Origin of the sequence: uncultured Sphaerochaeta sp. (assembly GCF_963676625.2) — a bacterium.
Lineage (GTDB): Bacteria > Spirochaetota > Spirochaetia > Sphaerochaetales > Sphaerochaetaceae > Sphaerochaeta.
Genome location: NZ_CAXXYB010000004.1, coordinates 767,143 through 793,018, shown reverse-complemented (window position 1 = coordinate 793,018; position 25,876 = coordinate 767,143). Strand labels below are relative to the sequence as shown.

The following is a 25,876-nucleotide window of genomic DNA, read 5'->3' as shown; positions in this document are numbered from 1 at the left end:
AAAAAGAAGCAATAAAACAATATCTATGAAAGAGGAGATTTTTTTCATGAACATAGTAGGTTTGGGTTCCATTGCGATGGATACGATTCTCAATGTGGATGTGCTTCCCAAGGAAGATGCTTTCTGTGTTATAAAATCAACCCGGTTGCTTCCCGGGGGAAGTGGGGCAAATGTAATTGTACAGGCGAGTCGGCTTGGAGCCTCTTGCGGTTTTATTGCCAAGATAGGTAACGATATGCAGGGAAAAGAACTTCTTCGGGTTTTCGACAAGGAAACAATCGATCATAGGCACATGGTTGTCCAGGATTCCGGGACAACGTTGCATACCGATATTGTCGTCGATGAGACTGGTGGAAAATTCATCATGCTCGATATGGGGGACTGTTTCTTGAATTTGAAGACTGATGAAGTGGATTATTCATATATCAGTAATGCGGATGTCTTTTACACGGATCTTATGCCCTATTCTTCAGCATATGCAGGGCTTCGGGCGGCTAAACAGGCAGGGTTGAAAACTGCTTTTAATATGCAGGTCGGTCTTCCCCAGATGAAGGGTTTTGGTATCGACAAGCAACAGATTCTGGAATCCCTAGCCTATGTTGATCTTTTTGCTCCTTGTCGCGAAGGGCTCTATCAACTATGTGGAACCGAAGATCTTGATGTTTGTGCTCATTTATTACATGACTATTGCCCGGGAACTTTATTGTTTACTCTTGGCTCCGATGGTTCCGTTGCGTATGATCCCTCGGGAAAAAAGTATAGGCAGGAAGCCTTGTCGGGGAATATCATTGACACTACAGGTGCCGGCGATTCCTATATGGGAGCAATGCTGTATCAGTATCTATTGCAAAAACGATCGCTTTCTGAATCAATGGAATTTGCCGCAATTTGTGCATTATTGACTTGTGGTGGCACAGGAGCGAGAAGTTGTCCTACTTTGGAGGCTGTCAATGGCTATCGAGCATAATGTATCCAGAGCGTATGGAGCTTTATTGGGGGTTGCAATAGGGGATGCTTTGGGAATGCCTGTGGAAATGTGGTCCCGCAAACATATCAAGGACCGTTTTTCCTGGATTGATAGCTTTCTTCCTGGTCCCGATGACAATTCCATTTCTGCAGGCTTTGTCCCTTACGAGACTACTGACGATACCTATATGACTATGTTGGTTGCCAAAAATCTTTGCGATAACCATGGTTCATATTCCATCCAAAGGTTTGTCGATGAGGTTTTGCAATGGGATCGTGAAGCGGCAAAGACCAAGACTGTCATCGGGCCCAGCACACGATCTGCCCTGGAAAAGATACAGAAAGGGATGACACCAGTGGAAGCCGGGAAAAACGGCATTACCAATGGGGCTGCAATGAAGATTATCCCGGCTGGATTGGTATCATCTTTGGAATCCGGACAGTCCCTTGTCTCCTTGGTGCATGAAATTTGCAAACCGACCCACAATACTGACTGTGCAGTCGGTGGTGCATGTGCGATAACTGCATTTGTTGCCGGATGTCTTGCAGGAAAGTATGATTTGCCTCAGTTATTGGACATTGCCTGTTCGTATGCATCTATCGGTGAACGTGTTGGCTATGAGACCATTGGCCCTTCAGTGGCAAAACGAATTCACTATGCACTCGAAATAACAGAGGGTGAGCATAATGATGACACATTTCTCGACTGTCTGTACTATCGTGTGGGAACGGGCTTGCCGATTATCCAGACGGTTCCTGCAGCTTTTGCCATTGTCAAGCATGCAGGTGGAGACTTATTGACAGCTGCAAAACTTGCGGCAAATGTCGGGGGCGACACTGATACCATAGGAGCGATTGCCTGTGGAATGTGCGGTGCCTATCAAGGTGCGGATGCAATACCCTTAGATATAAAGGAATCGATAGAGAAACAGAATCCCTTTTCCTTTCTATCGATTGCTGAACAGCTGATTGAGATTCGTTTTCTGTAATCTATTCAGCTTTGTCCTCAGGGCAAAAGAAGTTCAAATAAGAAAAGCATCATTGTAAACTGAATGAGGATCTTTCTATCCACGATGAGACAGACAGGTACCTGCACGATACTCATCATTTCTTTTATGATCCGGGGAATTCTCTATGTGTATCGTTCAGTTGCAGCCAGTCTGACACAGTTGAATCCTTCCTTGAAGGAGGCTTCGATAATTGCCGGAGCCTCTTGGTTCTATACATTCAGGAAGGTGAGTGTACCTCTCATTCTTCCTGCGATCATCAGAGGTTCCATCCTTACCCTTACGACGCTGCTTCAGGAATTGAGTACGACTATTTTGTTATATAGCGGGAAGATCTGTACCGTTCCTGTCCAGATCTATGGAGCTGTCTCCGATGGTAGACTAGGTGAGGCAAGTGCCCTTTCAGTGGTTCTGTTGGTGGTTGTCGTTATCAAAGAGTATGGAACTCTCTGTGACTTTTTCAAATCCAAATTGTAAGCTTGATTTTACACTACCTGCAGTACCTTAAGATTAATTTATCTCTTATCCTTTCACATCCTGTAACTGTTCAAAAACTTCAATCAGCTGATGGTATCCATTAAGAAAGATAGGATATAACTGCTTGTATTTCTTGGCTAGAACTCTATCTGGCTCATAATATTTTACTGATGGATTTATCTTTTCTATAACAGAAAAATCCGGGAAAATACCAACCCCTATACCTGCGCAGAGAATGGCTCCGAGCGAAGTTGCTTCCACAAGATACTTGGGGACTGAAATTGTCCTGTCCCAGACCGAAGCAATAATTTTCAGCCATGCATTGTTTCTTGCACCTCCTCCAATTATTCTCATCTCAAGAGGGCCTGCACTAACTTCAAGAGCATCCAATATAACTTTCAAGTTGAAGGCTACCCCTTCCATGCAAGATCTAAGCATATCGAAGGATGTCGTTGAAGCATTAAGGCCTATGAAACATCCTCGTGCATTTGAATTCCACCAGGGACTTCGTTCTCCCATCAGATAAGGAAGATATATAAGATTACTTTTATTTCCTTCATCTTTTTTCGTAAGGGACGATTCGATCTCAGTATTGACCCTATCGAATATCTCTTTTTTGTTTGTCTCAAAATCTGGGTAAACGGTACGGAGCAGCCATTCCAGGGAATGCCCTGCACTTTGCATTGTTCCCAAAGCCATATAATGTTTTCCATCCAAATAGATAAAAGAAAATGTTACTTTTTCAGGATCGGTAAGCATCGAATCACTAATTGTACCATTCCATGAGGAAGTCCCGAGAATATTGTAACCAAGCCCTGGTCGATATACCCCGGCACCAGCAGTAGCACAGCAACCGTCCCCACCTCCAATGACAACAGGAGTTCCTTCTCGCAAACCAGTTTCTTTTGCTGCCTCGGAAGTTATATATCCGATAATGGAGGTTGATGGATAAAGAGGAGGAAATTTTGCAAGAGGGAACTCCAAGTATGAAAGCAACTCCTTCCAATAGCATTTATTTTTCTGATCTAAAATACCCAAGTGGGAGGCATCGGTATAATCTGATGCAAAAATTCCAGTTAGTTTATGTACAATGTAGTCTTTTGCCTGAAGGAACATATAAGTTTTGTCAAAAAGAACTTTTTCATGGTCCCTGAACCAAAGCATTTTAGCAACTGCATAGGTTCCGTTCAATCGATGTCCTGTTTTTTCATAGAATGTATTTTCAGAAGCAAAAGCATACAGCTTTGGAATGGAAGAAATACCCCTTTGGTCACACCAAATCATTGCTTTCCGAAGGGGAACTCCTTGCGTATCTACTGGTAGGCAACTATTCATGATGGCACTGAAGGACACTGCGGCAATCTGTTCGGGTTTAATCCCACTTTGTTCAATCAGTAATCGACTGGAGTCACAAACAGCAGACCACCAATCTTCTGGGACATGTTCAACCCAACCCTCTTGGGGATAATAGGTTGTATATCCTTTTACGACATCCCCTGCAATGGAAAGTGTTTCAGTATCGAATAGAACAGCTTTATCACCACTGGTTCCAAGATCATGAGCAAGCAGATATGTATGCATGAAGAACTCCCCAAAATATATGTCATCCCCGTTGAATGCTTGGCATTCAACATGGTGCCTGAGGTTTTGATCCAACGGGGATGAACAAAGCAGATAAAAATAAGTTTATAAATCGTATTTCTTGATCATGGATCTGATGAATTTTATACCTTCATGAAGAAATACATCGCCACTGGGGGCAAGTTTTCTCCATACCCAAGTGGACATATTATCGGTAATATCAGAAAATCCTTCCATTCCAACACGACCATGATAGTCGTTTTCTTTCAAAGCACGAAAAACCCCTTCCCAGTCAACATGGCCTGAACCAGGAATACCCCGATCATTTTCGCAAAAATGATAGTGGCAAAGCCTTCCTCTAGCAAGTTTTGTCGCTTGGTAGAAATCTTTTTCCTCGACATTCATGTGATAGGTATCAAGATGCACCTTCACGTTTTCCAAACCAATCATATCAAGTAGATTAATCGCCTGTTCACACGTATTAAGCAAATTGGATTCATATCGGGTAACAGGTTCCAAACCAATGGTAATACCAAATTGCTTTGCATATATCCCTACTTCATGAAGGGATTCTGCAGACCATTTCCAGTCGTCACTCGTTGGCGGTAAAGTTGCTGGTTTACAGTACTGGCTATAAAGAACTCCTGAAAAACTATCTGATTCAACGGCAGCTGTTGCATCAACACACTGTTTCAGATACCGGATACCATTTGAGCGATATTCCGGAACCTTGCTCGTTATATCTTGCTCAGCTGCAAGAATGACATTCGACGTAACAACATCGATACCAACTTCATTCTTTCGCTTCAATACTGCTTTTGAGTCAAAATCCTCAAGCTTCATCAAGGGAATCTCAAGGAAATCAAGATCTTCCTTTTTTGCTGTATCAAGAATATCCAATGTTTTGTTTGACCACTCGGAACACCAAGCATATGCATGAATACCTAATTGCATGGGTTAATTCTCCTTAAGGCAATCATTGATTAACAAGCTAGCTCTCAACTATTCTTAGTTTTTGAGCTAGCAATGCTTTTTCCTAGAAATACCAATCGTTCATGACAGATTTATCCCAATCAACACATCCACTGTCACCACCAAGGATAACTTTACCCTTTATTGTGATCGGACCAAACTTGGGAATGGATTGTCCTTCAGTAATAGTCTTTCCATCAAGCAATTCCTTGGCAAGCCAAACCTGTACATACCCAGCGTCTGCAGGTCTCCAAAGTGAAATTGCTGATACAGACCCATCTTCAATATATGGTTTTACCATGGAAGGGACTGACGATCCGACACTGACGACCTTTCCTACCATGTTCTTTTCCCGTAAAGCTTGGGCAACACCAACAGGAGAGGCTGCAGCACAAGTAACTATTGCATTGAGCTTGTCTCCGTAGGTGGCAATCAATTCCAAAGTTTTTTCATAAGCAGTCTGCGTGTTTTCATTATCTACAAGTGGGGTAGGCGTAAGCAAATGCCAGTTAGGGTATTTTTCCTTCTGATATGCTATTGCTGCCTTGAATCGTTCCATATGGGTTTCTGCGGTAAGGTTTCCTACAAAGAAAGCATAATTACCGGATTCGCCGCCAAATTTGACAATATCATCAATGAAACGGCGACCCATGACGGCATTGTCAAAAGCCTCAATATCAAAAGATACATTCTGGGCAGAAGCAGCTTCATGTGAAATAACGATAATACCTGCATCCTGTGCTTTCTTCAGAACCGGTTCAAGAGCTGCCGGATCATTAGGGACAACAGAGATGGCATCAACACCCTTCGCTATACAGGACTCAATCAAGGCCACCTGTTGTGCAGCATCAGCTTCAGCAGGTGCAAGCATGTAGGCATTCACTCCCAATTCCTTGGCAGCTTCTTGTATGCCGATCTTCATATCATCGAACCAAGGATGTTCCAGTTTAACAACAATTGCAATTTCATAGGGCTTGTCACCTTTTGGGGTTTCTTTGCCCCCTGATGCAAATACTAAAGTTGAACAAGCTAAGACGCCCAACAGAACCATCAATAATTTCTTCATAATTATAAAATCCTCCTTAAATTATGAAACGTTTAACCTCATGGGTAATTATATTGTCAGGTTCAAGGAATTGTCAAATAAAATAACTGGTTCCGAAAAAAAGATATAGTTTAAATGTTTATTTGTTTATCTTTAAACAAGATGCTCTTTTTATCAATTGGGTCTGAATGCGATGTTCGCAAAAATTTGTATTCGAAACTGTTCCTGATAATCTTGCAAGAATAACTTCAGCAATAGTCTTTCCCAGTAAAATAGTATTTTGTTTAACCGAAGTTAACGAAGGACTGCACATACTTGACCAATCGTAATCATCAAAAATAACCATTGAAAGATTTTTGGGGACAGCTATCTTGTTGTCATTGAGGAATTGCAAGGCTCCCAGTGACATCATGTTATTTGTAATGAAAACGGCAGTGATATCAGTGATGTCCATTAGTTGTTGCATGGATTGGTACCCACTGAATTTTCGTCCATCACCATTTAGCATGAGGTTTCTATCCAAAGGGATTCCATGATTCTCAAGAGCTTCAATATACCCCATTTCGCGTTCGACAGTTGACGTTAATCCTGACATACCTGATATAATCCCAATTCGTTTATGTCCAAGGGAAATGAGATACTCTACAGCCTCAAGGGAACCTTTCCTATTATCTGAAAGGACACAATCCGCATGCATATTTGCTGGAATCCTATCAAAGAAAACAAGAGGGAAATTTGCAGGTAACATGTTTTTAAGATAGAAGTTATTAACTGTACATGGCGCAATTATCAAACCATCGATGGCATGGTCCAATAAATGATCAACCTGTTCCTTCTCAAGATTTACTTTTTCATCAGTATTAGCCAATATCAAGTTATATTTTGCCTCTCTCAGGCTTTTTTCAAGACTTACTGCCGTCTCCAAAAAAAAAGGATTACTCATATCGGCCATCAAGAAAGCAATAGACCCTGACTTTCCGCTTTTGATATTAGATGCAAAATGATTTATCCGATAATTCAGTGTTTCGACAGCCTGATGAACTCTAGCTTCCGTTGCTGGAGCTACATGCTTTGTCCCGTTGATAACATAAGAAACAGTTGCAATGGAAACCCCCGCCAACTCCGCAACTTCTTTGATTGTGCTCATAGAATCAACCCTCTGCTTTACCTATCCATATACAAGTTGTTAAATGTTTAACTTGACAGATAAGGAAATGTGTTTTTAAAATAACCTTGCTACTAAATAATGAGTGAACATTACATTGTTGTCAACGGATTCTGACAAATAGAACATTGCTCTGGAAAATGTTTTGGCTAAAATTAAGGAGATAGACCCGTGGTTCAAGATTTTTTAAAAATTCATCATGTCTATAAAACATTTGATGCGGTTAAAGCTTTAGTTGATGTTAACCTTTGTATTAAGCAAGGGGAAATCCATTGCATTGTTGGTGAAAATGGTTGCGGTAAATCTACTTTGATGAAAATTATCAGTGGTGTTCTTTCTTATGATCCCTTGGATGAGAGTTACCTCGAAATCTGTGGCCATCGAATGGAAAACTATACTCCTGCTATGGCAATGCATGAAGGAATACAAGTCATCTATCAGGATTTGGCTTTATTTCCCAATTTAACAATAGCTGAAAATATCCTGACTAATGATCGCATAGCTAATCGAACCCCATTTATTAATTATCGGAAAATGTATAACCAGGCTGGAAAGGCATTGGCAGAAGTCCAGCTGGAGGTCGATTCCCATCAGTTTGTAAATAGCCTTTCGATTGCCCAGCAACAATTGGTAGCAATATCAAGAGCTATAACAAATAACGTTAAGCTCTTGATTATGGATGAGCCAACTGCAAGTCTTGGGAAATCAGATGTTGACCATCTGATTCAAATAATTCTTGCCTTGAAGAAAAGAGGGGTATCAGTCATCTTTATCGGACATAAACTTGATGAGGTAATAAAAATCGCTGACAGTATTACCATTATCAGAGATGGTCATATCATTGAGCAAATTGATGATATAGCCACTGTATCCGAACATGATATTATCCATCTCATGACAGGAAAAGAAGAAGCTGAATACGAGAGTTATACTCCTATTATTGATAAAACCCAGCAACCAGTGCTGGAATTGATTGATTTTAATAAAAAGGGATTATTCAGAAATATTAACCTGGAATTATTTCGAGGTGAAATTTTAGGAATAATTGGTCTTGTTGGAGCGGGCAGAACAGAATTGTTTTCCACTGTTTTTGGACTTGAAAACCCAGACTCAGGCAGTATTTTCATTGATAGGAAATTGGTTTCAATTAACACAGTCCAAGATGCAATTCAACAGGGCATTGCCCTTGTACCTGAGAACCGACTGACTGAAGGGTTATTTACCAAAAAAACAATCAAAGAAAATATTAACGTAACAACTTTGGATGACCATATTTCTTCCATTGGGCTCCTAAAAACTGATGAACTTGAAAAAAATTCCCAGAGTTGGGTGACAACGCTGAAAATCAAGACAGAGAATCATAACAATATCACTACATCACTCTCTGGTGGAAATCAACAACGTATTGTCCTGGCAAAATGGTTGGCGACCAATCCCCATATATTGATTCTTGATGGACCGACCATCGGAATCGACATTGGGGCGAAGGCTGAAATCCATCAGTTTATCCGGCAACTAGTCAAAGATAAAAACATTGCGGTTATTATGATCACCGATGAAATTTCCGAAGTAATGAAGAATTCTTCTCGGATACTTGTCATGAGGGATGGGGAATTCGTATTGAACTCAGACAGAAAAGATGTTGATGAAAATAAAATCAGACACGCACTTGGAATTGCCTAGAAATATAATTACGAGGAAAAAAATGAATAAACTTTACAATGCAATCAAACGTAACCATAATGGACAGGAATTTTTCCTTTTCCTTCTGATTATTGTTCTGATTGTCATAATTTCACTTATCAGCCATACCTCCTATTCCCTTGAATCCTTTTTTGATTTGCTGAAAAGTTCCAGTGCCTATTTAATTATGGCTATTGGAGTACTTCTTGTCATGCTTTCAGGTGGCATTGACGTATCGTTCTCTTCAATTGCTGCAGTAACTGCCTATGTAACCATTTTCTATCAAAACTCGCATGGGGGAGGGAATGTTTGGCAAGCCTTTCTGATTGCTGGGTTCCTTGGGATTTGTTTGGGTGCGGTCAACGCCGTACTTATTTCTCTTTTTAATCTACCGGCTCTTATTGTAACACTTGCAACTTCAAACATATTTTTTGGATTTTTATTGGAAAATGCGCCGACAGCCCACCTGTCAAAAATTCCTGAATGGGTAAAAGGATTTGGTTCTGGCAGAATCATTGAATTCACCAATGCTTCCGGAAGCACCTATGGGTTATCCTATCTAGCAATAACAGCAGTTGCTCTCTTGATTGTATTTTCTATCATTCTTAAATATACAGGTTTAGGAAGAAATATTTATGCTATAGGCAGCTCCCGGGAAGCGGCTAGGCGTGCAGGTATTTCCATTTGGCGAACACAATTCTTTATTTACTGTTTTGTTGGGTTCCTTGCCGGAATTGCTTCAATTCTTAATACCTCACTCATTTCTTATGTGAATCCATTCAATATCCAAAGTGTAACCATGGATGTTATTGCAGCGGTAGTTCTCGGAGGAGCTTCCCTTTTGGGAGGAAAAGGAACAATCGTGGGTTCTTTTCTGGGGGTTGCGATTCTATTTCTTATCAAAAATAGTCTGGTTCAATTGGGTGTTCCCTCAACATGGGATTCTGTCATAGTTGGTAGTGTTCTGATAATTAGCATTGGAATTACCATGATCCGTTCTGACGAAAACTAAGGAGAAAGTTATGAAATCCCGCTACAAATATTTTATTCTCAAGGACTCAATGCTATATTTTCTATTGTTGCTTTGCGTTTTCCTTGTACTAAGTATGATTGAACCAAAAGCATTTCTCAGTAAATTCAATCTACAATCCATGGCTTTCCAAGTTCCTGAATTTGGAATTCTTGCATTAGGGATGATGGTTACTATCATTACTGGGGGGATCGACCTTTCAATCATTGCAAATGCAAACCTTTCAGGAATCTTTGCTAGTCTTGTCATGTACAAATATCTGGAAACAGCTGGAAACAATCCGAGTTCTTTCTTGATAATGGTAATTATCATCTTAATTTGTATGATTAGTGGCTTGCTCATGGGATGTTTTAACGGATTGCTCATTTCAAGATTACGTATTCCAGCTATTCTTGCCACATTAGGAACCATGAAATTATTTGACGGGATTTCTACCGTAATTACTGGAGGGCAATCTTTACGAAACTACCCTGTAGTTGTTGCTAAACTGGCAAATGAAAGTTTTCTTGGAATTCCGATTTCTTTTTATATCTTCATTTTCATCACGTTTTTAATGTGGGTCTTGATGGGGAAGACAAAACTTGGTTATACGATTTATATGTATGGGGAAAATCCTCTGGCTTCAAAATTTTCCGGCTTGGATAACAAGGCAACACTTTTAAAAACATATTGTATCAGTGGTGTTTTGGCAGGATTAAGTGGACTGATAATGATGAGTCGCTTCAACTCCATTAAAGTTGGATATGGAAATTCTTATCAGTTGCTGACTGTTTTGGTTGCCATCATGGGAGGTGTCAATCCCAACGGAGGAAAAGGGAAAATACTGTGTGTAGCATTCTCTGTTCTTACCCTCCAATGTATTGCAAGTGGTTTTAATATTCTTGGTTTCACCAATTATGTGCGAAACATTATATTTGGTACTGTATTGATCGTTGTTATGATGATAAATTTTCTCTATCCTCTTATTTCCAGCAAAACTGTATTTAAAAAGCAAAAGAAAGCAATAGCATTTGTATAGGGGCTTTACAGGAAGTGATTAATGGAGTTAAAAATATATTCATATTAATAAAGTAGGTGGAAATCTTGTACTTTCCACCTACCATTCAAGTAACCCGAAGGGATTGCTTCTGGCTTTTCAATACAGAATTAGAACAGAGTTTGTCGTCCATTATTTATGGCCTAGGTCATCAAAGAGGTAACCTGTAATTGGTGGGGGATGAATAAATACACCAATAAATAAAGAGTATATGATGTCGTATTAGATACTTCAGCATTAAACAAGGCCAATGCAAGCTTTCAATTTCCAGTCTGCCGGAGAGGTGGATCTATAATAATTTGGTTACACTTTTTTTATCCACTAATTGAATCTAAACTGTAAACAGAAAGAGTTGCATTGTGATTTTTCAACAATATTCTGCAGAATTGGATGTTTCTGTATCTGTATTTCGAGTATCTCCGATTATATAGAAAGGATGAGTCATGTCTTTTGCTGTCTATTGTCCTATTTCCAAGGAAGAAATTTCATCCTTGTATACCTGCATAAGGTGTTTGAGAAGGGCTGTGATAGCCCCATCGATGTCTTTTGAATCAAGGTGTTTGAGAATATCCTTGTGCATGCTGAGTGCCTCATTGCTGTTGCCTTCAGTAAATGTTTTCGTTCGAAAAAGTTCTGTCTGGGTACGAATGGAATCATAATATGTCTTGAGTTGTTCGTTATGAACTGATTCTACAATGGCAGAGTGGAAAGCACGGTCATATTGGAGAAAAGAACTGAAATCGTTTTTTTCTGAAGTGAAGTTTTCCTGGATGGCATGTAATTTTTCTGTGAGTTTCTCAATATCATTGCCACATGCAGCTTTCAACGCATATTTCTCGATCATGATCCTAATCTCGGATACTTCCTTGACATCTTTTTCATGGGGAGTAGTAACATATGTTCCGCGATTGGGTGAAATGGTCAAAAGTTTTTCCTGGGAAAGACGGTCCAGTGCCTTGATGACTGGAAATTTACTTACACCAAAAGAGGATGCGAGAAGTCCTACATCAAGGCGTTCTCCCCAAGGCAAAAGCCCTCCGAGAATCATTTCTTTGATTTTCTTATAGCATTCATTGTTTAGTGTGGGGGTACTGATTGGTTGCACCCAAGAAAGTTTTTTATCCATTTGTCCTGCCCCTTCTATAATATTCTATCGTCATTTACTTGCCAAGCACAATTTCCAGTTCCCTGCGAGAAGGGATAGAATCCATTGATCCAAGCCTGGAAACCGTAATGGCAGATGCTTTTGTTGCTTCTGTCATGGATTTCGTGACATCAAACCCATTTGCTCTCATAGCAAGAAAATAGCCTAGGAAAGTGTCGCCTGCTGCGGTGGTGTCCCTGACAGTGGCTTCAACAATGGGACAAGCCAACCTAATGTCATGATAACCATACAATGATCCTTCTTTTCCTATAGTCAAAAGGATTTCTGTTGAAGGGAAGTTTTTTACGAGGTGTCCAAGGATTTCATTATAGCTGCCTTTGTTTCCAGCAAGTGCTGCCCCTTCAATTTCGTTGACAACAAGCAGATTGACTGTATCTAAAGGAAGGCTGAGAAGAGATTCTTCCATGGGGGAAGCATTAAAACAGATTTTTAATTGGTGTTCGACTGCTTTTGCAAAGAGGTATGCGAGGTTGTTTATTTCGTTTTCAAAGACAACCCAGTCACCTTTATTGCATTTTGAAAAAACTTGGTCGATATATTGAGTGTCGTTGGCTTGGTTTCCACCTCCATAGAGGACGATTCCATTATTTCCTTTATCATCTACCAAGATATCAGCAGTTCCCGTCTGAAGGGTTTTCTTGTCTTGTATAAGTGATATATCAACGCCATAATTTTCTAGTAGTCCCTTGATCCATATACCATCGCTTCCTATGGTTCCCGCCATCGAGACTTGTGCTCCTGCTTTTGCAAGCGCTACTGCTTGGTTGGCTCCTTTTCCCCCTGCATGAACCGTGAGATCCTTGCTTTGCAACGTTTCCCCAGGGAGAAGAAAGTGGGGAAGGTAAAATGTTCGGTCAATGTTCATGGAACCAAATACAAGGATAGACACGGCAACGCCTCCAGATAGGGGAAGTATAGAAATTTAAGGAAGGAAGAGTCAATATCTTGTTGGTAACCTACATGTTGGTTAGTCGATAATTGTGGTTTTGTAAATTTTGCTTGACAACTAAAAAAAGAGTGGTAACAATATAACCAACATGTTAGCTACATGGTTATCAAAATGCAATATTAGTTTTGAGGAGAAAAAAATGGAAATTAGACCCAGAGGTATTGTCCCTGCGATGCTGACGATTTTCGACAAGAACGATAATCTCGATCTTGAAGGGCAGAAAAGATTCGCTGAATGGTTGATAGGAAAGGGTGTTCATGGCCTTGCTCCAACCGGCTCGACCGCAGAGGGCGCTGCACTTTCCGACGATGAGAAAGTGATGGTCATCAAGGCGACGGTCGAAGGTGCAAAGGGTAGGGTTCCTGTCTATGCCGGGTATATTGGCTATTCCACCAAACTTGCCTGTGAGACTGTGAAGAAGTACAAGGATGTAGGTGCTTCCGGGGTCATGTGCCTCCTTCCTTTTTATTACAAGCCGAATGTAAAGGATGCGATGCAGCATATTCGTGACGTTTCCAAGGCATGGGGTGGTCCGATCATGGTGTATAACAATCCGTGGTTCGCCGGTTATGAGCTTACCCCAGAACAAATAAAGGTTCTTGCCGATGAGGGTTATGTGAATTCTGTCAAGTGTGCTCATGGTGACCCGATGCGTTGTGACTACGTAAAGTATGTTGCAGGGGACAAGGTTACTGCACTGTATGGGCACGACTATGCTCCTCTCGAAGCCTTCTGTCTCGGTGCTGACGGCTGGCTTTCTGGTCTTCCCAATGTGATTCCCGATCTTTGTGTCGAACTCTTCGATGCCATCGACAAGGAACATGACCTGGAAAAAGGAAGAAAGATTTGGGATAAAATTCTGCCGATTGCATACTACTTCATGTATGTTCGCCGCGCGAATGACGATCCGCACTGGTTGCCAATGATCAAGAATGCATTGAGAATGCAGGGTGTAGATGTCGGATACCCAAGGCTTCCTGCTACCGATCTTGATGTTGCAGATAAGAAAATTCTATTCGACAACCTTGCCAAGGTCTATCCTGATATCAAGCTTGTATAATGGGATGAGTCACTTTGCCTCCCATATGGGGCAAAGTGTGTGTAACCTGAATTTTTCATACTATCCAAAAAGGAGGATTTCATGAAAAAGATTCTTGCATTTCTTTGTGTCTCGATGGTTCTGGGTGGCGTGATATTTGCCAATGGTACAGCCGAGAGAGAAACTACATCTTCCATCAAGGCTTCACAGCCATTGACTTTGACTTTTTCCAATGGCAGCCTTGCTACTTCTCTCGATGGACAGTCCATGCAAAAGATGGTTGATTATGTGAAGGATGCATCCAAAAATACGATTGTGGTTGATCCACACTGGCAGAATTCCTTGTTCACGCAAGACCAGGAAATTCCTGCGCTTATGAAAGGAAATCTGGATATGTGTCAGGCTCAACCGTCGCAACTTGCTGAATATTTTCCGCAGTTCTACACGCTGACCGGTGCATATTGTTTCAAGGATTATGAACACTGGAAGAGATTCTATGAAAGTGATGCGGCAAAAGAATTGTTTGTTGGCATGGAAAAAAAGCTTGGTATCACAGTTCTTTCGGTAGAGAATTTTGGTGCAAGAACCATCAGTCTTTCCGAAGATAAAAAAATTGCAAGTAGGGCAGACATGAAGAATGTAAAGCTTCGTGTTATGAATGACGCTGCAATGCTTTTCATGGGGGAAGCCCTTGGCGCTAATCCTATTCCTCTTCCGTATCCAGATGTATATCTTTCCCTTCAGACTGGCGCAATCGACGGTCAGGAAAATGTTATTCGTACAATAATTGATAATTCTTACTACGAAGTGCTGAAGAGTGTTACTTTGAACAACCACATTCAGGGAACCAACTACTATGTTATAAACACGAAGAAGTGGAACACTCTTTCTGCTGACCAGCAAGCGATTGTAAAAAAAGGTGCCGAGATTTGTGCCGATTACAAGACTGGTGAGAGTACTAAGGAAGAAGAAATTTGCAAAGTCCTTGAAGAAAAAGGAATGAAAATCTATCACCTTTCTGACCAAGAACTTTCCTCATACAGCAAGGAAGTCAATGATTACTACCTGTTGCATCCGGAAGTCACAGGTAAATGGGATATGGATCTCTATGCCAAGATTCAGGCTTTGAAATAAATCTAGGCAAAAACGGGCAGAGGAGATGGTGTCATCAAGTCTGCCTTTTCTTTATCCTGGAAGAGGTTGAAAACATGAACAAGGAAAAACTCAATAAAGGATTTGAATATATCTGTAATTTCATAGAGATTACCATTCCGACTATTTGTTTTATAATTCTTTTTATTTCTTATATCCTTTTAATATTTTATCGTTATATTTTTCATGCATCCATACAATGGCTGAATGAAATCAGTTGGATTTCCTATCTCTGGTCTGCAGTCTTTGCTCTTTCAATTGGGGGAAGAACTGGTGACAATGTCCGTTTTACAATTGTTTACGATCATTGTTCTGATTTGGTGAAGAAAATCTTTCGCATTGTCGGAAATCTATTGGTGACCTGTCTATTTATTGTCACTATTCCCAAGGTTTGGGAAGCGATTGATTTTCTGTCTATCAAAAAATCACCTATCATAGGAATTCCCTTTAACATTCTCTACATGCCTTTTTTCCTTTTTATGGTTCTCACCACAATCTATTGTCTTAAGCCCTTGATTGGAGATGTCGCTTCATTTTTCAAGCCTCATGAGGAGGTTTTCAAATGAATGCAATCAATATAATTCCTTTTGTGGTCCTTATCGGAAGTTTTGTAATCAATATGCCTATTGGGCTTGGCATGATGGCGACTGGGATAACCTATCTCATCCTGAACGGTTTTGATCTTGGTCTTTTTTCAGATATCATCATGAGCAATATCCAGGCAAACTCAGTTCTTATCGCTGTTCCTCTTTTCATATTTACTGCAAATATCATGGAATCGGGGAAAGTGACAGACTATATGTTCACCTTCACAAAGGCATTGGTCGGAAAACGGAAAGGTGCGATGGCCTACATCAACATTATTCTTTCATTGATTTTTTCTGGAATGACAGGTTCTGCACTTGCTGACGCTTCGGGTATCGGTATCATGGAACTTTCTGAGATGAAGAAAGATGGCTATGATGATGAATTTAGTGCAGCCATCACTGCTGCAACTGCTGTTGTAGGTCCTATCTTTCCTCCTAGTATCCCTATGGTCATTTATGCACTTCTTGCCGGAACATCTGTTGGAAGTTTGTTTATGGGAGGAATCATTCCTGCCGTCATGGTTTGCTTGGCCTTGGGTGTCTATGTTTGGTTTATTTCCAGAAAAAGAAACTACCCGAAAGGGAAAGTGTTCACAAAAAGTGAATTCTTCACCTATGCCTGGAAGGCCTTGCCTGCTTTGCTTACACCTGTCATTCTGCTTGGTGGTATCTACTCTGGCGTAGTGACCAGTACTGAAGCAGGTGCTCTTGCTGCACTTTGGTCTTTAGTCGTATCTATTTTTTGCTACAAGGTGATGACACTGAAGAAGTTCTTGGAAGCAGTGAAGAAAACAGTTGTTCAGACTGCAAATATCATGGTAATGGTCTTTGGGGCATACATCCTGTCTTATATGGTTGCAAGGATGAATATTGCGACTGGTTTTGCGGCATGGTTCTCCAACATTACCACAAATAAGTATATTTTCTTGCTTCTTGTAAACATCTTCGTATTGTTCCTTGGCATGATTTTCGATACATCAATTATCCAGTTTGTGTTCTTGCCTTTGCTCTTGCCACTTGTGAAAGCGTTGGGGATTGATCTGATTCACTTTGGTGTGTTGGTTACTCTTAACATGTTGATTGGTTTTGTGACGCCTCCTTATGGCATTCTTTGTTTCATCACCAGCAGTCTGTCACATGTTCCGTTGAAGAGTGTGTTTAAGGAAGTTATTCCCATGACCATCATGTTGCTTGTTGTTTTGTTGCTTGTTACATATATTCCTGCATTGTCGATGGCTATCCCATCAGCAATGGTCCGCTAGTCTCTAAATATTTGAGGAGAGTAAACCAATGTCATTGACACCAAAAGAAATGTTGCAAAAAATCAAAGGTCCGTTAGCCTTGTTGCCGACTCATTTCAACAAGGATGAGTCTCTTGACCTCGGGGCAATGAGAGCCACTGCCGAGTTCGCACTGAAAAGTATGGAGGGCAAGGATGGTTGCGTGATGATTGCCGGAAGTACTTCCGAATTCTACGCTATGACTGACAAAGAGTCACTTGATATGATTGAGGCTGTTGCGGATGTCATTAAAGGAAAAGTACCTCTTATCGCTGGTACAGGACGTGCTGCCACTGGGCTGACTATAGATATGTCGATGAAGGCCCAGGATGCAGGCGTCGATCTTGCGATGGTATCCAATCCGTACTACTTGATGGTTACGGATGAGGGGCTTTATCGCCATTTCTCCAAAATCGCCGAAGCTTTGGATATTGGAGTGATGATTTATGACAATCCGACAACTTCAAAGATGAATGTCCCCGTGGATATCATGAAGAGACTTTCCAGGATACCGAACATCATTGCGACCAAGGAGAATTCCATCGATATGGACAAAATTTACTGGTTGACTCATGAAACTGATTCCAGTGAATTCATTGTTACCTGTGGTATAGGTACGAATTATTACATGTATGAGGCAATGCTTGGGGTCCACGCCTTTGTCACGGACTTGATGTGTATTGCTCCCGACCTTGCGTACAAAATGTATGATGCAGATTGTGCAAAAGATTATGATGCAATGAAACAAGTCCTTGATCAAATTGTACCTTACAACAAATTCATTGCAAAATGTGTTGCATCTCGTCGTATCCCTACTTCCATCGAACTTGCGCATGGGGGAAGAGCTACTTCTGTTTACCAGTCAGTGATGAAAAAGGCGATGGAATTGGTTGGTCTTCCGGGTGGAATTGTCCGTGAACCCCTTGAGAATCTCTCAGCTACCGAGGTTTCTGACTTACGTCGTGCATTACTTGATAGCGGGATACCTGTTGTCAAGTAAGAGGTGTTTTTCAATGTGCCTATGGAGCGGTTATTACCATCAATCCATAGGTTCTTTCATATAGAAAGGAGAAAGAAATATGAGGAATGGTGCGCCAATCTTGGTGGGAGGTGGAAGATATATCCAGGGAAAAGACGAGATTAATAACCTTGGAAGGGAAGTGTTGTATCAGGGAAAGAGGGTTATTCTGGTAGTTGATGACATTCCCTGGCAGAAACTTGAGAAAAAAGTGTCTGATAATCTTGTAGAAAATGGAATTGAGTACACGGTTCATCTTTTTTCTGGATATTGTTCTGATTCAAATACTTCAGCTATTGCCCGGAAAGCCAAGGAATTTGGAGCGGAGGTGCTTGTGGGCCTGGGTGGGGGACGATGCATGGATACTTCAAAATGGAGTGCTGAGTTGACAGGGATCCCCGTCATTACAGTCCCCACTTCTTCTGCAACCTGTGCTTCTTATGTGTTTCAATGTGTTATGTATGATGATTTTGGGACTTCCTTGTATAGCAATTTCACTACAAAGGAAGTTGCTGCAGTTTTGGTAGATACTCAGATAATTGCGGATGCCCCTGCAAGGCTCTATTCTTCTGGGGTAGGGGATGCTCTTGCCAAGCTACCTGAAATGACTTTTAGTATCAACCATGCTTCCTCTGATTGGGAACAGTCTGTCTTACCGAAAATAGGTCTTGCCATCAGCAAGTTTACCGATGAGATTTTCTTCGAAAAGGCTCTTGGAGCTCTTGAGGATATTAGACAACATAAAGTGACAAGCGATTTAGAGGATGTGGTGAATACTGCTATTCAATTGACAGGGTTGATTTCTTGTTTTGCAAGTGGAGGAAAACAACTTGCAATTGCCCACTCTATTTATGATTGTGTAACGAAGTATTTCAAGCCACAAAGGGCCAATTTTCTCCACGGTGAAATTGTTTCCAGTGGCCTTGCCGTACAATATGGCGTGAATGGGATGAGAGAGGAAGAGATTGAGCGTAGGTCCAAATTCCTGAAAGATCTTGGAGTACCGACAAACCTGCGAGGTATTGGCATTGAACCTACAGAGGATAACAAGAAAATCATTCTTGATTATGTGTTCAAGCACATGGAATTCGATGCAAAAATGAAAGAAATGGTGCAAAAGAATTTTGAGAGAATTTGGTAAGTAATTGCCTTGAGTCGGCTCTTTTTTCGGACAATCAAAAATCTTTCCTGACATCTGCAAAGGGAATCTCTTGAGGTTGTCTTCAAAATATGAAATCAATTGAGGAAGAACCATGATTAACATCATTGTCTGCGTCAAGCAGGTACCGGGGACAAGCAACGTGAAGGTCGACGAAAAGACTGGGGTACTGGTAAGACCAAAGATGGGAAACAAGATGAACCCCAACGACCTCTTTGCTATAGAAATGGCGTTGCGTCTCAAGGAGGAATTGATGGGGACAGTCACGGCGCTGACCATGGGGCCGCCACAGGCTGTGCAATCCATAGAGGAGGCCGTCGCCATGGGGTGCGATCACGGCATCATCCTTTCCGATCGTGCTTTTGGTGGAGCCGATGTGCTCTCGACGAGTTATACGCTGAGCCAGGGGATAAGTAAGGTCGGAAGATACGATATCGTTATTTGTGGCAAACAGACCACTGACGGGGATACCGCGCAGGTGGGAGCTGAGCTTGCAGAGCACCTTGGCATCCCGCACTTGGCCAATGTCTCATCCATCGGGAAGGTGAAGGAAGGGAAGGTGCATGTTACAGCGTTTCAGGAAAACCTCATTGTTGAGGAGACGCTCACCCTGCCCTGTCTTCTCGCGGTGGACAGTGAGGTGAATACCCCGAGGCTTCCTTCCTTCAAACGGATGAAACAAAATACCGAAAAGCCAGTTATATTTGCGCTTTCTGATCTCCCTGACAATGAGGTATGCCACTATGGGCTTAAGGGATCCCCGACACAAGTGGAGAAGATCTTTCCGCCGGAGAAAAATGTGAAGAACGTCATGTTCAAGGGGACGGGTACAGAGAATGCGGTGAAACTTGCCGCTTTACTTTTTGAGAAAAAATACATCTGAGGCAAGATATGGGATTGATGATACACCAAGAGAAAATTACCCCTGAACTCAGGAGGAAACTGGAGAAGCTGTGCCCCTTCGGAGTTATCACATACGATGGGGTTCTCTCTATCGCTATGGGATGCAAGCTGTGTAAGCAGTGCGTGAAAAATTCCGATGGGGCGATCACGTTTCAGCAAGAGAAGAGGGCAGAGGTGGACAAGTCCCTGTGGAAGGGCGTCTCAGTCTTGGTAGAGCAATGCAAGGGAAATCTTCATGGAGTGACGTTGGAGTTGCTAGGCAAGGCCAAGGAGCTGGCATCTGTCATCAACGAGCCTGTCTACGCCGTGGTTATCGGATCGGATGTGAAAGGACTCGGGAAAGAGCTTGCATCCTACGGGGCTGATAAAATCTTCATCTATGACAATCCTGCTCTTAGAGATTTCACCATCGAACCGTATGCTGGATGTCTCTCCGATTTCATTGCCAAAGTAAAGCCATGCGTCATCATGGTAGGAGCGACCAATATCGGGCGATCCCTGGCTCCCCGAGTCGCTGCAAGGTTCCATACAGGCCTCACGGCTGATTGCACGGCCCTCGAAATGAGAAAGGATACCGACCTTGTGCAGATCAGGCCTGCTTTTGGGGGAAACATCATGGCGATGATACGGACGCCACATACTAGACCACAGTTTTGCACGGTGCGCTACAAAATATTCCCGAAGCCGGAGAAAAAGAGAGTACACGGCGTTGCCATGGAAATGATGGAGGTGACAGATGCGATGTGTACCTCACGCTGCACCATTATCAAGATTGCCGAGAAACCGAAGGATATCGACATAAGTGAGGCGGATGTCATCGTCCAATGCGGGCGTGGGGTAAAAAGTCAGGGAGATCTTGCGATAGTGGAGCGTCTTGCCAAGATAATTGGGGCGCAAATGGCTTGTACACGTCCTCTTGTGGAGAGCGGCTGGTTCGGACCGAAAAGGCAAATAGGGCTCTCCGGCAGGACAATCAAGTCTAAGTTGCTCATCACGGTTGGTGTCTCCGGGGCCGTACAGACAGTTGCTGGGATGAAGGGCAGCGATTGCATCATTGCCATCAACAAGGATCCGTTTGCCCCAATCTTCGACGTGGCTCATTACGGTTTTGTGGGTGACCTCTATGAGATCATTCCGGGCCTCATCGCTGAGATTGAAAGAAGGAAGTAGCACATGTACCGAAAAGTAACAAGGGAAGATATCGAGATACTGAAGGGTATAGCCCCTGGCAGAGTCTGGGATGGACAGGATATCAATATCGATTATAGTCATGACGAACTCGGAAGCACAAGTGGGATGCCTGAGGTGTTGGTCAAGCCACTTCTTACCGAAGAGGTCTCCGCGGTTATGCGGCTTTCCATGGAGAGGCATATTCCGGTCGTAGTACGTGGTTCCGGAACTGGTCTTGTCGGAGGTGCAGTGGCTATCAAGGGTGGTATCATGCTCGATACCACCTTGATGACCAAGGTCGTGGAGTTGGACGAGGACAACCTGACCATTACTGTGCAGCCGGGACTCCTCTTGATGGACCTGGCATCTTATACGGATGAGCGTGGCTATCTCTATCCCCCCGACCCGGGGGAAAAGTCGGCTACCATCGGTGGAAATATCTCTACCAATGCCGGTGGCATGAGGGCCGTGAAGTACGGGGTCACCCGGGATTATGTTCGAGGACTTACCGTTGTGCTTCCCAGTGGGGAGATACTCCACCTAGGGGGGAAGGTGGTGAAGAACTCCAGTGGGTACAGCCTGAAAGACCTCATTGTCGGGAGCGAAGGGACGCTTGCCATCATTACCGAGGCTATCCTCAAGTTGGTGCCGAAGCCGCAGGCCGCCATTTCTATCCTGGTACCATTTCTGACAATGGAGAATGCCATTTCGACGGTACCCAAGGTCATCAGGGCGAAGGTCACCCCGGTTGCCATCGAGTATATGTCCAAGGACACAATCCTGGAAGCGGAGGAGTACCTAGGGAAGAAGTTTCCGACCCATGCGAGCGATGCATACCTTCTCTTATCTTTCGACGGGAGCACCGAGGATCAAGTCAGACATGATATGGATGCCGTCGCGGATCTTTGCCTTACGGAAGGTGCCCTTGATTGCCTGATTGTCGATACCGTCGAACGCATGAAAAGTGTCTGGAATACAAGGGGTGCGTTTCTTGAGGCTATCAAGGGATCGACTACCAAGATGGACGAGTGCGATGTTGTCGTACCCAGAAGCAAAGTCGCGGATTTCATTCTTTTCACCCACACGATAGCGAAGGATGTTGGGCTCCGCATCCCATCCTTCGGTCATGCAGGTGATGGAAATCTCCACATTTACTTGTGTAAGGATGACATTCCCGAAGATGAGTGGGAGGTACGCAAGAACAGAACCTTGCACCTGCTCTACGACAAGGCGAGGGAGATGGGTGGGCTCGTCAGTGGGGAGCATGGAATCGGGTTGGACAAGAAGCCCTACCTTGCTTCCCTCCTTGGGAATGAGACCATTGCATTGATGTGGGGCATCAAGAAGTGCTTCGACCCGGAGAATATTCTCAACCCAGGTAAGATTATCTAAAAAATCATTTTAAAAGTGACCATATGAAGGAATCCAAACCTTGGATGGTTGGAAAGAGTGTATAAGTCTCCTGTAAAAAGAAATGCTTTCCCTGTGTAAACTTTCTACGTCCCATGGTGTCTACGTGTATATTTTGATTTGTGGTTAAACCAAAGATAGTACGGTTCCCATGGAATTTTGTTTTTCCTGCATCTCGACTTCCTTTGGATGGGCGTTTTATTCTACTGCTCGCAGCCCATCCATTCAAGGCGTAATTGACGTGATAGTATTGATAATTCCGTATATATTAATAGTAGATATTGAAATAGCCATACTGATTACCGTAAAAGAAAGCTGAAATGTATATCAAGTTTTCCTTCTTGTTTTAAAAAATCCCAACATATAAGTGATTTTTAAAATCATTTGGAGAATATCCCCAACTGAGAAGAATATCATGTTAGTTCAACGGTGCTTCTAGACCATCTTGCCATTAATACCTAGGGCACTGCCCGTTTGATGGCCTGGATTTTTGCGACTCATGACGAGGATGGCGGACTGAATCCCTTCTTCCCATAATATTCCTTCTGCTTTTCCAGAAGTTCACCGCCGCAGAACCATCTGGACACAAGCAATGCTATCAAGGGTAGCAAGCAAACTTTGAATCAATTAGGAAGAAAACAAATTCTCATCCTGCATCGCCTTCTGGATGTACGACAGGTAGCTCAATGCCATGAACTGGATGAACAGTTTGCTTTCCAGCTTCGAACATTCCCAAAAGAGGTGCCGTCATGCCGATGAACATGCAGTACGATTGGGCAGCCAATCTGGAAAGCCTTTAGATGGGAGTGCAAGGCAAAGTCAAGCTTGCAAGCAGGCTTTGCAAATGTGACCTGGTGTCATGACCTCATCGTTCTTGCTGGAGAATACCGAGGTTGGGGAGGTGGTGCTCAGTGGCTCAGGTGTGCCTCTCCTTGAATTCGGGAAAATAAAACCATATTACGATCTCACTGATTACAGTATCCTCCCAAAGTAGGGTTGTTCTGCCATACTTCAAGGCTAGTTGCATTTGGCCATGAACGATACTTCTTATTCAGTTGTCTTCGTCATGGCTAAAAAACAAAACAAGTTGCAGGGCATCAGCAAATATTGGAGTTTTGCAATCGCCCCCTGTCTACTTGCCAATCTTTGTCCCGCTGACCTTTGCATAGTATTTTGCCAAGGCACTATGGTCATCAGAACCATACCCATCAGCGTGCAAGGTCATGAACATTTGCTGTACCATGGCGGTCATCGGAAGCGGAGAGCCAAACTTGGCTCCGGTCTCCAAGGCATTGTTCAGGTCCTTGATATGCAAATCAATGCGGAAGCCTGGTGTGAAGTTCCCTTCCATCATCATAGGGGCCTTGGCGTTCATGACGGTACTCCCCGCCAGACCACCCTTGATGGCTTCATAGACTAGTTGCGGGTCGACACCACTTGTCTTTGCAAGTGTCATGGCTTCGGCAAGTGCGGCGATATTGCAGGCAACAATGACCTGGTTTGCTAGTTTTGTGGTATTTCCGGCACCAATAGGTCCACAATAGACAGCACTGCCACCCATTTGAAGCAATAGGCTTTTGTACTGATCATACAATGCCTTTTCTCCACCGACCATGATGGACAAGGTGCCATCGATAGCTTTGGGCTCGCCACCGCTGACTGGGGCATCCAGCATTTTTATACCTTTTTGGGCACAGGCCTTCTCTATTTCCTGGCTTGCAGCTGGTGCGATTGAGGACATGTCGATAAGGACACTACCGTTCTTGGCATAGGCTAACAGTCCTTTGTCGCCAAGAACTACAGCTTCGACCTGTGGTGAATTTGGCAACATCGTGATGATGACAGGACATTTTGACACGATGTCCGCATTACTGGCTCCTTCTCTTGCCCCGTCCTTTGTTACCTGCGCGATATTCTCTGTCTTGATGTCGTACACCCAGACCTCATTTCCATGTTTGACCAGATTCCGTACCATGGGCTTACCCATGATTCCCAGTCCGATAAATGCAATTTTCATGTGTCAATCCCTTCCTTAGTATATATATACGTTTCTGTCTTTGTGATTCCTTAAACGATGGATTGCAGTTTACGATGGTCAGTACCGTAATTTGAAGTCGATCAAATTCTTCAGTCTTTCACCGTTCAGATACCTGCCGAGTTCATCATGGAAAATCTGAAAATGACGTTTCCCTGTGCTGGGGGATTTTCCTGCACAATGGGGAGTGATGATCAAGTTATCAAGCTTCCATAGAGGGCTGTCTTCCGGCAAGGGTTCCGGTGTTGTTACGTCGATTGCCGCACCGGCAATCTCCTTGTGGCTCAGGCAATCATACAGTGCTTCCTGGTCGACTAGGGTTCCCCTTCCAATATTGATGAAATAGGCATCTTTTTTCATGCTTTTCAGTCTGTTCCGGTTCATGAGATTGACCGTTTCCGGTGTGGTAGCGAGGCAAAGCACGACAAAATCAGCTTTCGGCAGTACTAGATCCAATTCGTCGGTGGTATGCAGTTCATCGATAAACGAGGGTTTTTCCGTTATGGTTCGCTTGACTGCAATCACATACATATCAAGTGCCTTGAGTTTTCTGGAAAGTTCCATGCCCACATCCCCAAGGCCGATGATGCAGACACTGGAGCCGAACAGATCTTTTGCAGCATCTTTTTTGCACCACAGGGCCTTGGATTGATTTGCCTGGAAAAAAGGAAAATTCCGTGACAATGCAATCATGAATCCGAGGATATGATCAGATATCGATTTTCCATATGTCCCTGCACTGTTGGTCAACAGTATATTGGGATTGCAATAGATTGACTTGTCAATATGCTTGTCAACTCCTATGCTCGACAAATGGAGCCATGCTAGGTTTTTTGCTTTTTTAATGAATTCTTGCTTCACAAATCCTACGATTACTTCGGCCGCTTCCAACTGTTCAACTGTCACCTGCGTGTCATCCGTTACCGTAAAGGTGCATTGTGGATAATCAGATGTCAGTTTCGCAACTTGGCAATCGTCGAACTTGAATCCTGCTGTATACATGATCAGTACATTCGTCATAATGAAACTCCTAATAATTAACCTATA

24 protein-coding genes are annotated in these 25,876 nt (G+C 42.8%); 16 read left to right on the top strand and 8 right to left on the bottom strand.

Annotation, left to right across the window (positions count from 1 at the left end):
• The first annotated feature begins 46 nt into the window (after nucleotides 1–46).
• The 3 genes from ACHZBG_RS06725 to ACHZBG_RS06715 all read left to right on the top strand — a co-directional run bounded on the left by ACHZBG_RS06725 (nucleotide 47) and on the right by ACHZBG_RS06715 (nucleotide 2,450).
• Nucleotides 47–967: a carbohydrate kinase family protein gene (locus tag ACHZBG_RS06725; protein ID WP_320128684.1), complete on the top strand. Its 921-nt coding sequence runs from the start codon at nucleotides 47–49 to the stop codon at nucleotides 965–967.
• Entirely contained in the window at nucleotides 951–1,955 is a 1,005-nt protein-coding gene (locus tag ACHZBG_RS06720; RefSeq protein WP_320128683.1) for an ADP-ribosylglycohydrolase family protein, read from the top strand. The genes ACHZBG_RS06725 and ACHZBG_RS06720 overlap by 17 nt, the downstream gene beginning before the upstream one ends.
• An 84-nt stretch (nucleotides 1,956–2,039) precedes the next feature.
• Nucleotides 2,040–2,450, top strand: coding sequence for an ABC transporter permease subunit (locus ACHZBG_RS06715; protein ID WP_320128682.1), 411 nt, complete (start codon nucleotides 2,040–2,042; stop codon nucleotides 2,448–2,450).
• A gap of 45 nt (nucleotides 2,451–2,495) precedes the next feature.
• Here ACHZBG_RS06715 and ACHZBG_RS06710 read toward each other — a convergent pair whose 3' ends face one another.
• The 4 genes from ACHZBG_RS06710 to ACHZBG_RS06695 form a co-directional block, all read right to left on the bottom strand.
• Nucleotides 2,496–4,031: an FGGY-family carbohydrate kinase gene (locus ACHZBG_RS06710; protein WP_320128681.1), complete on the bottom strand. Its 1,536-nt coding sequence runs from the start codon at nucleotides 4,029–4,031 to the stop codon at nucleotides 2,496–2,498.
• Between the two features lie 105 nt (nucleotides 4,032–4,136).
• Nucleotides 4,137–4,985, bottom strand: a complete 849-nt coding sequence (locus ACHZBG_RS06705; protein WP_320128680.1) for a sugar phosphate isomerase/epimerase — start codon at nucleotides 4,983–4,985, stop codon at nucleotides 4,137–4,139.
• A gap of 82 nt (nucleotides 4,986–5,067) precedes the next feature.
• Nucleotides 5,068–6,069 carry a substrate-binding domain-containing protein gene (locus tag ACHZBG_RS06700; RefSeq protein ID WP_320128679.1) on the bottom strand — a complete coding sequence of 334 codons (1,002 nt, stop codon included), beginning with the start codon at nucleotides 6,067–6,069 and terminating at the stop codon, nucleotides 5,068–5,070.
• 118 nt (nucleotides 6,070–6,187) lie between these two features.
• Nucleotides 6,188–7,195 carry a LacI family DNA-binding transcriptional regulator gene (locus ACHZBG_RS06695; protein ID WP_320128678.1) on the bottom strand — a complete coding sequence of 336 codons (1,008 nt, stop codon included), beginning with the start codon at nucleotides 7,193–7,195 and terminating at the stop codon, nucleotides 6,188–6,190.
• A 189-nt stretch (nucleotides 7,196–7,384) separates the two neighbouring features.
• Between ACHZBG_RS06695 and ACHZBG_RS06690 the strand changes: the two genes are divergently transcribed.
• The 3 genes from ACHZBG_RS06690 (at nucleotide 7,385) to ACHZBG_RS06680 (ending at nucleotide 10,944) form a co-directional block, all read left to right on the top strand.
• Nucleotides 7,385–8,896, top strand: a complete 1,512-nt coding sequence (locus tag ACHZBG_RS06690; protein ID WP_320128677.1) for a sugar ABC transporter ATP-binding protein — start codon at nucleotides 7,385–7,387, stop codon at nucleotides 8,894–8,896.
• A gap of 22 nt (nucleotides 8,897–8,918) precedes the next feature.
• Nucleotides 8,919–9,908 (top strand): ABC transporter permease, encoded by a 990-nt coding sequence (locus ACHZBG_RS06685; protein WP_320128676.1) that lies wholly within the window; start codon nucleotides 8,919–8,921, stop codon nucleotides 9,906–9,908.
• A gap of 94 nt (nucleotides 9,909–10,002) precedes the next feature.
• Nucleotides 10,003–10,944, top strand: a complete 942-nt coding sequence (locus tag ACHZBG_RS06680; RefSeq protein ID WP_320128675.1) for an ABC transporter permease — start codon at nucleotides 10,003–10,005, stop codon at nucleotides 10,942–10,944.
• 475 nt (nucleotides 10,945–11,419) lie between these two features.
• Here ACHZBG_RS06680 and ACHZBG_RS06675 read toward each other — a convergent pair whose 3' ends face one another.
• A complete protein-coding gene (locus ACHZBG_RS06675; RefSeq protein ID WP_320128674.1) occupies nucleotides 11,420–12,088 on the bottom strand; it encodes a GntR family transcriptional regulator in 669 nt (222 codons plus the stop codon).
• A gap of 34 nt (nucleotides 12,089–12,122) precedes the next feature.
• Nucleotides 12,123–13,016, bottom strand: coding sequence for a ribokinase (locus tag ACHZBG_RS06670; RefSeq protein ID WP_320128673.1), 894 nt, complete (start codon nucleotides 13,014–13,016; stop codon nucleotides 12,123–12,125).
• Nucleotides 13,017–13,215: 199 nt separating this feature from the next.
• Here ACHZBG_RS06670 and ACHZBG_RS06665 point away from each other — a divergent pair, with 199 nt between their 5' ends.
• The 10 genes from ACHZBG_RS06665 (at nucleotide 13,216) to ACHZBG_RS06620 (ending at nucleotide 23,788) form a co-directional block, all read left to right on the top strand.
• Nucleotides 13,216–14,136: a dihydrodipicolinate synthase family protein gene (locus tag ACHZBG_RS06665; RefSeq protein WP_320128672.1), complete on the top strand. Its 921-nt coding sequence runs from the start codon at nucleotides 13,216–13,218 to the stop codon at nucleotides 14,134–14,136.
• A gap of 81 nt (nucleotides 14,137–14,217) precedes the next feature.
• Nucleotides 14,218–15,249 (top strand): TRAP transporter substrate-binding protein DctP, encoded by a 1,032-nt coding sequence (gene dctP / locus ACHZBG_RS06660; RefSeq protein WP_320128671.1) that lies wholly within the window; start codon nucleotides 14,218–14,220, stop codon nucleotides 15,247–15,249.
• A 74-nt stretch (nucleotides 15,250–15,323) separates the two neighbouring features.
• Complete coding sequence (locus ACHZBG_RS06655) at nucleotides 15,324–15,833, top strand: TRAP transporter small permease subunit (protein ID WP_320128670.1); 510 nt, start codon at nucleotides 15,324–15,326, stop codon at nucleotides 15,831–15,833.
• Nucleotides 15,830–17,116 (top strand): TRAP transporter large permease, encoded by a 1,287-nt coding sequence (locus ACHZBG_RS06650; RefSeq protein WP_320128669.1) that lies wholly within the window; start codon nucleotides 15,830–15,832, stop codon nucleotides 17,114–17,116. The genes ACHZBG_RS06655 and ACHZBG_RS06650 overlap by 4 nt, the downstream gene beginning before the upstream one ends.
• Before the next feature lie 28 nt (nucleotides 17,117–17,144).
• A complete protein-coding gene (locus tag ACHZBG_RS06645) occupies nucleotides 17,145–18,134 on the top strand; it encodes a dihydrodipicolinate synthase family protein (RefSeq protein ID WP_320128668.1) in 990 nt (329 codons plus the stop codon).
• Between the two features lie 79 nt (nucleotides 18,135–18,213).
• Entirely contained in the window at nucleotides 18,214–19,293 is a 1,080-nt protein-coding gene (locus tag ACHZBG_RS06640; RefSeq protein ID WP_320128667.1) for an iron-containing alcohol dehydrogenase family protein, read from the top strand.
• Between the two features lie 112 nt (nucleotides 19,294–19,405).
• Nucleotides 19,406–20,194 carry an electron transfer flavoprotein subunit beta/FixA family protein gene (locus ACHZBG_RS06635; protein ID WP_320128666.1) on the top strand — a complete coding sequence of 263 codons (789 nt, stop codon included), beginning with the start codon at nucleotides 19,406–19,408 and terminating at the stop codon, nucleotides 20,192–20,194.
• A gap of 8 nt (nucleotides 20,195–20,202) precedes the next feature.
• A complete protein-coding gene (locus ACHZBG_RS06630; protein WP_320128665.1) occupies nucleotides 20,203–21,384 on the top strand; it encodes an electron transfer flavoprotein subunit alpha in 1,182 nt (393 codons plus the stop codon).
• 3 nt (nucleotides 21,385–21,387) lie between these two features.
• Nucleotides 21,388–22,776 carry an FAD-linked oxidase C-terminal domain-containing protein gene (locus ACHZBG_RS06625; RefSeq protein WP_320128664.1) on the top strand — a complete coding sequence of 463 codons (1,389 nt, stop codon included), beginning with the start codon at nucleotides 21,388–21,390 and terminating at the stop codon, nucleotides 22,774–22,776.
• A gap of 877 nt (nucleotides 22,777–23,653) precedes the next feature.
• A complete protein-coding gene (locus ACHZBG_RS06620; protein ID WP_320128663.1) occupies nucleotides 23,654–23,788 on the top strand; it encodes a hypothetical protein in 135 nt (44 codons plus the stop codon).
• Nucleotides 23,789–23,926: 138 nt separating this feature from the next.
• On the opposite strand, the gene garR is transcribed toward ACHZBG_RS06620, so the two are convergent.
• Together garR and ACHZBG_RS06610 are read right to left on the bottom strand one after the other, a co-directional pair.
• The gene (gene garR / locus ACHZBG_RS06615) at nucleotides 23,927–24,811 is read right to left on the bottom strand and encodes a 2-hydroxy-3-oxopropionate reductase (RefSeq protein WP_320128662.1); all 885 of its coding nucleotides are present in this window, start codon (nucleotides 24,809–24,811) and stop codon (nucleotides 23,927–23,929) included.
• Between the two features lie 78 nt (nucleotides 24,812–24,889).
• Entirely contained in the window at nucleotides 24,890–25,849 is a 960-nt protein-coding gene (locus tag ACHZBG_RS06610; protein ID WP_320128661.1) for a D-2-hydroxyacid dehydrogenase, read from the bottom strand.
• Nucleotides 25,850–25,876: the final 27 nt, after the last annotated feature.

Excerpts from the sequence above, each read along its gene's own strand:
- ACHZBG_RS06725 (WP_320128684.1), top strand. The coding sequence starts at position 47 with ATGAACATAGTAGGTTTGGGTTCCATTGCGATGGATACGATTCTCAAT.
- ACHZBG_RS06720 (WP_320128683.1), top strand. The coding sequence starts at position 951 with ATGGCTATCGAGCATAATGTATCCAGAGCGTATGGAGCTTTATTGGGG.
- ACHZBG_RS06715 (WP_320128682.1), top strand. The coding sequence starts at position 2,040 with ATGAGACAGACAGGTACCTGCACGATACTCATCATTTCTTTTATGATC.
- ACHZBG_RS06710 (WP_320128681.1), bottom strand. The coding sequence starts at position 4,031 with ATGCATACATATCTGCTTGCTCATGATCTTGGAACCAGTGGTGATAAA.
- ACHZBG_RS06705 (WP_320128680.1), bottom strand. The coding sequence starts at position 4,985 with ATGCAATTAGGTATTCATGCATATGCTTGGTGTTCCGAGTGGTCAAAC.
- ACHZBG_RS06700 (WP_320128679.1), bottom strand. The coding sequence starts at position 6,069 with ATGAAGAAATTATTGATGGTTCTGTTGGGCGTCTTAGCTTGTTCAACT.
- ACHZBG_RS06695 (WP_320128678.1), bottom strand. The coding sequence starts at position 7,195 with ATGAGCACAATCAAAGAAGTTGCGGAGTTGGCGGGGGTTTCCATTGCA.
- ACHZBG_RS06685 (WP_320128676.1), top strand. The coding sequence starts at position 8,919 with ATGAATAAACTTTACAATGCAATCAAACGTAACCATAATGGACAGGAA.
- ACHZBG_RS06680 (WP_320128675.1), top strand. The coding sequence starts at position 10,003 with ATGATTGAACCAAAAGCATTTCTCAGTAAATTCAATCTACAATCCATG.
- ACHZBG_RS06675 (WP_320128674.1), bottom strand. The coding sequence starts at position 12,088 with ATGGATAAAAAACTTTCTTGGGTGCAACCAATCAGTACCCCCACACTA.
- ACHZBG_RS06665 (WP_320128672.1), top strand. The coding sequence starts at position 13,216 with ATGGAAATTAGACCCAGAGGTATTGTCCCTGCGATGCTGACGATTTTC.
- dctP (WP_320128671.1), top strand. The coding sequence starts at position 14,218 with ATGAAAAAGATTCTTGCATTTCTTTGTGTCTCGATGGTTCTGGGTGGC.
- ACHZBG_RS06655 (WP_320128670.1), top strand. The coding sequence starts at position 15,324 with ATGAACAAGGAAAAACTCAATAAAGGATTTGAATATATCTGTAATTTC.
- ACHZBG_RS06650 (WP_320128669.1), top strand. The coding sequence starts at position 15,830 with ATGAATGCAATCAATATAATTCCTTTTGTGGTCCTTATCGGAAGTTTT.
- ACHZBG_RS06645 (WP_320128668.1), top strand. The coding sequence starts at position 17,145 with ATGTCATTGACACCAAAAGAAATGTTGCAAAAAATCAAAGGTCCGTTA.
- ACHZBG_RS06640 (WP_320128667.1), top strand. The coding sequence starts at position 18,214 with ATGAGGAATGGTGCGCCAATCTTGGTGGGAGGTGGAAGATATATCCAG.
- ACHZBG_RS06635 (WP_320128666.1), top strand. The coding sequence starts at position 19,406 with ATGATTAACATCATTGTCTGCGTCAAGCAGGTACCGGGGACAAGCAAC.
- ACHZBG_RS06630 (WP_320128665.1), top strand. The coding sequence starts at position 20,203 with ATGGGATTGATGATACACCAAGAGAAAATTACCCCTGAACTCAGGAGG.
- ACHZBG_RS06625 (WP_320128664.1), top strand. The coding sequence starts at position 21,388 with ATGTACCGAAAAGTAACAAGGGAAGATATCGAGATACTGAAGGGTATA.
- ACHZBG_RS06620 (WP_320128663.1), top strand. The coding sequence starts at position 23,654 with ATGACCTCATCGTTCTTGCTGGAGAATACCGAGGTTGGGGAGGTGGTG.
- garR (WP_320128662.1), bottom strand. The coding sequence starts at position 24,811 with ATGAAAATTGCATTTATCGGACTGGGAATCATGGGTAAGCCCATGGTA.
- ACHZBG_RS06610 (WP_320128661.1), bottom strand. The coding sequence starts at position 25,849 with ATGACGAATGTACTGATCATGTATACAGCAGGATTCAAGTTCGACGAT.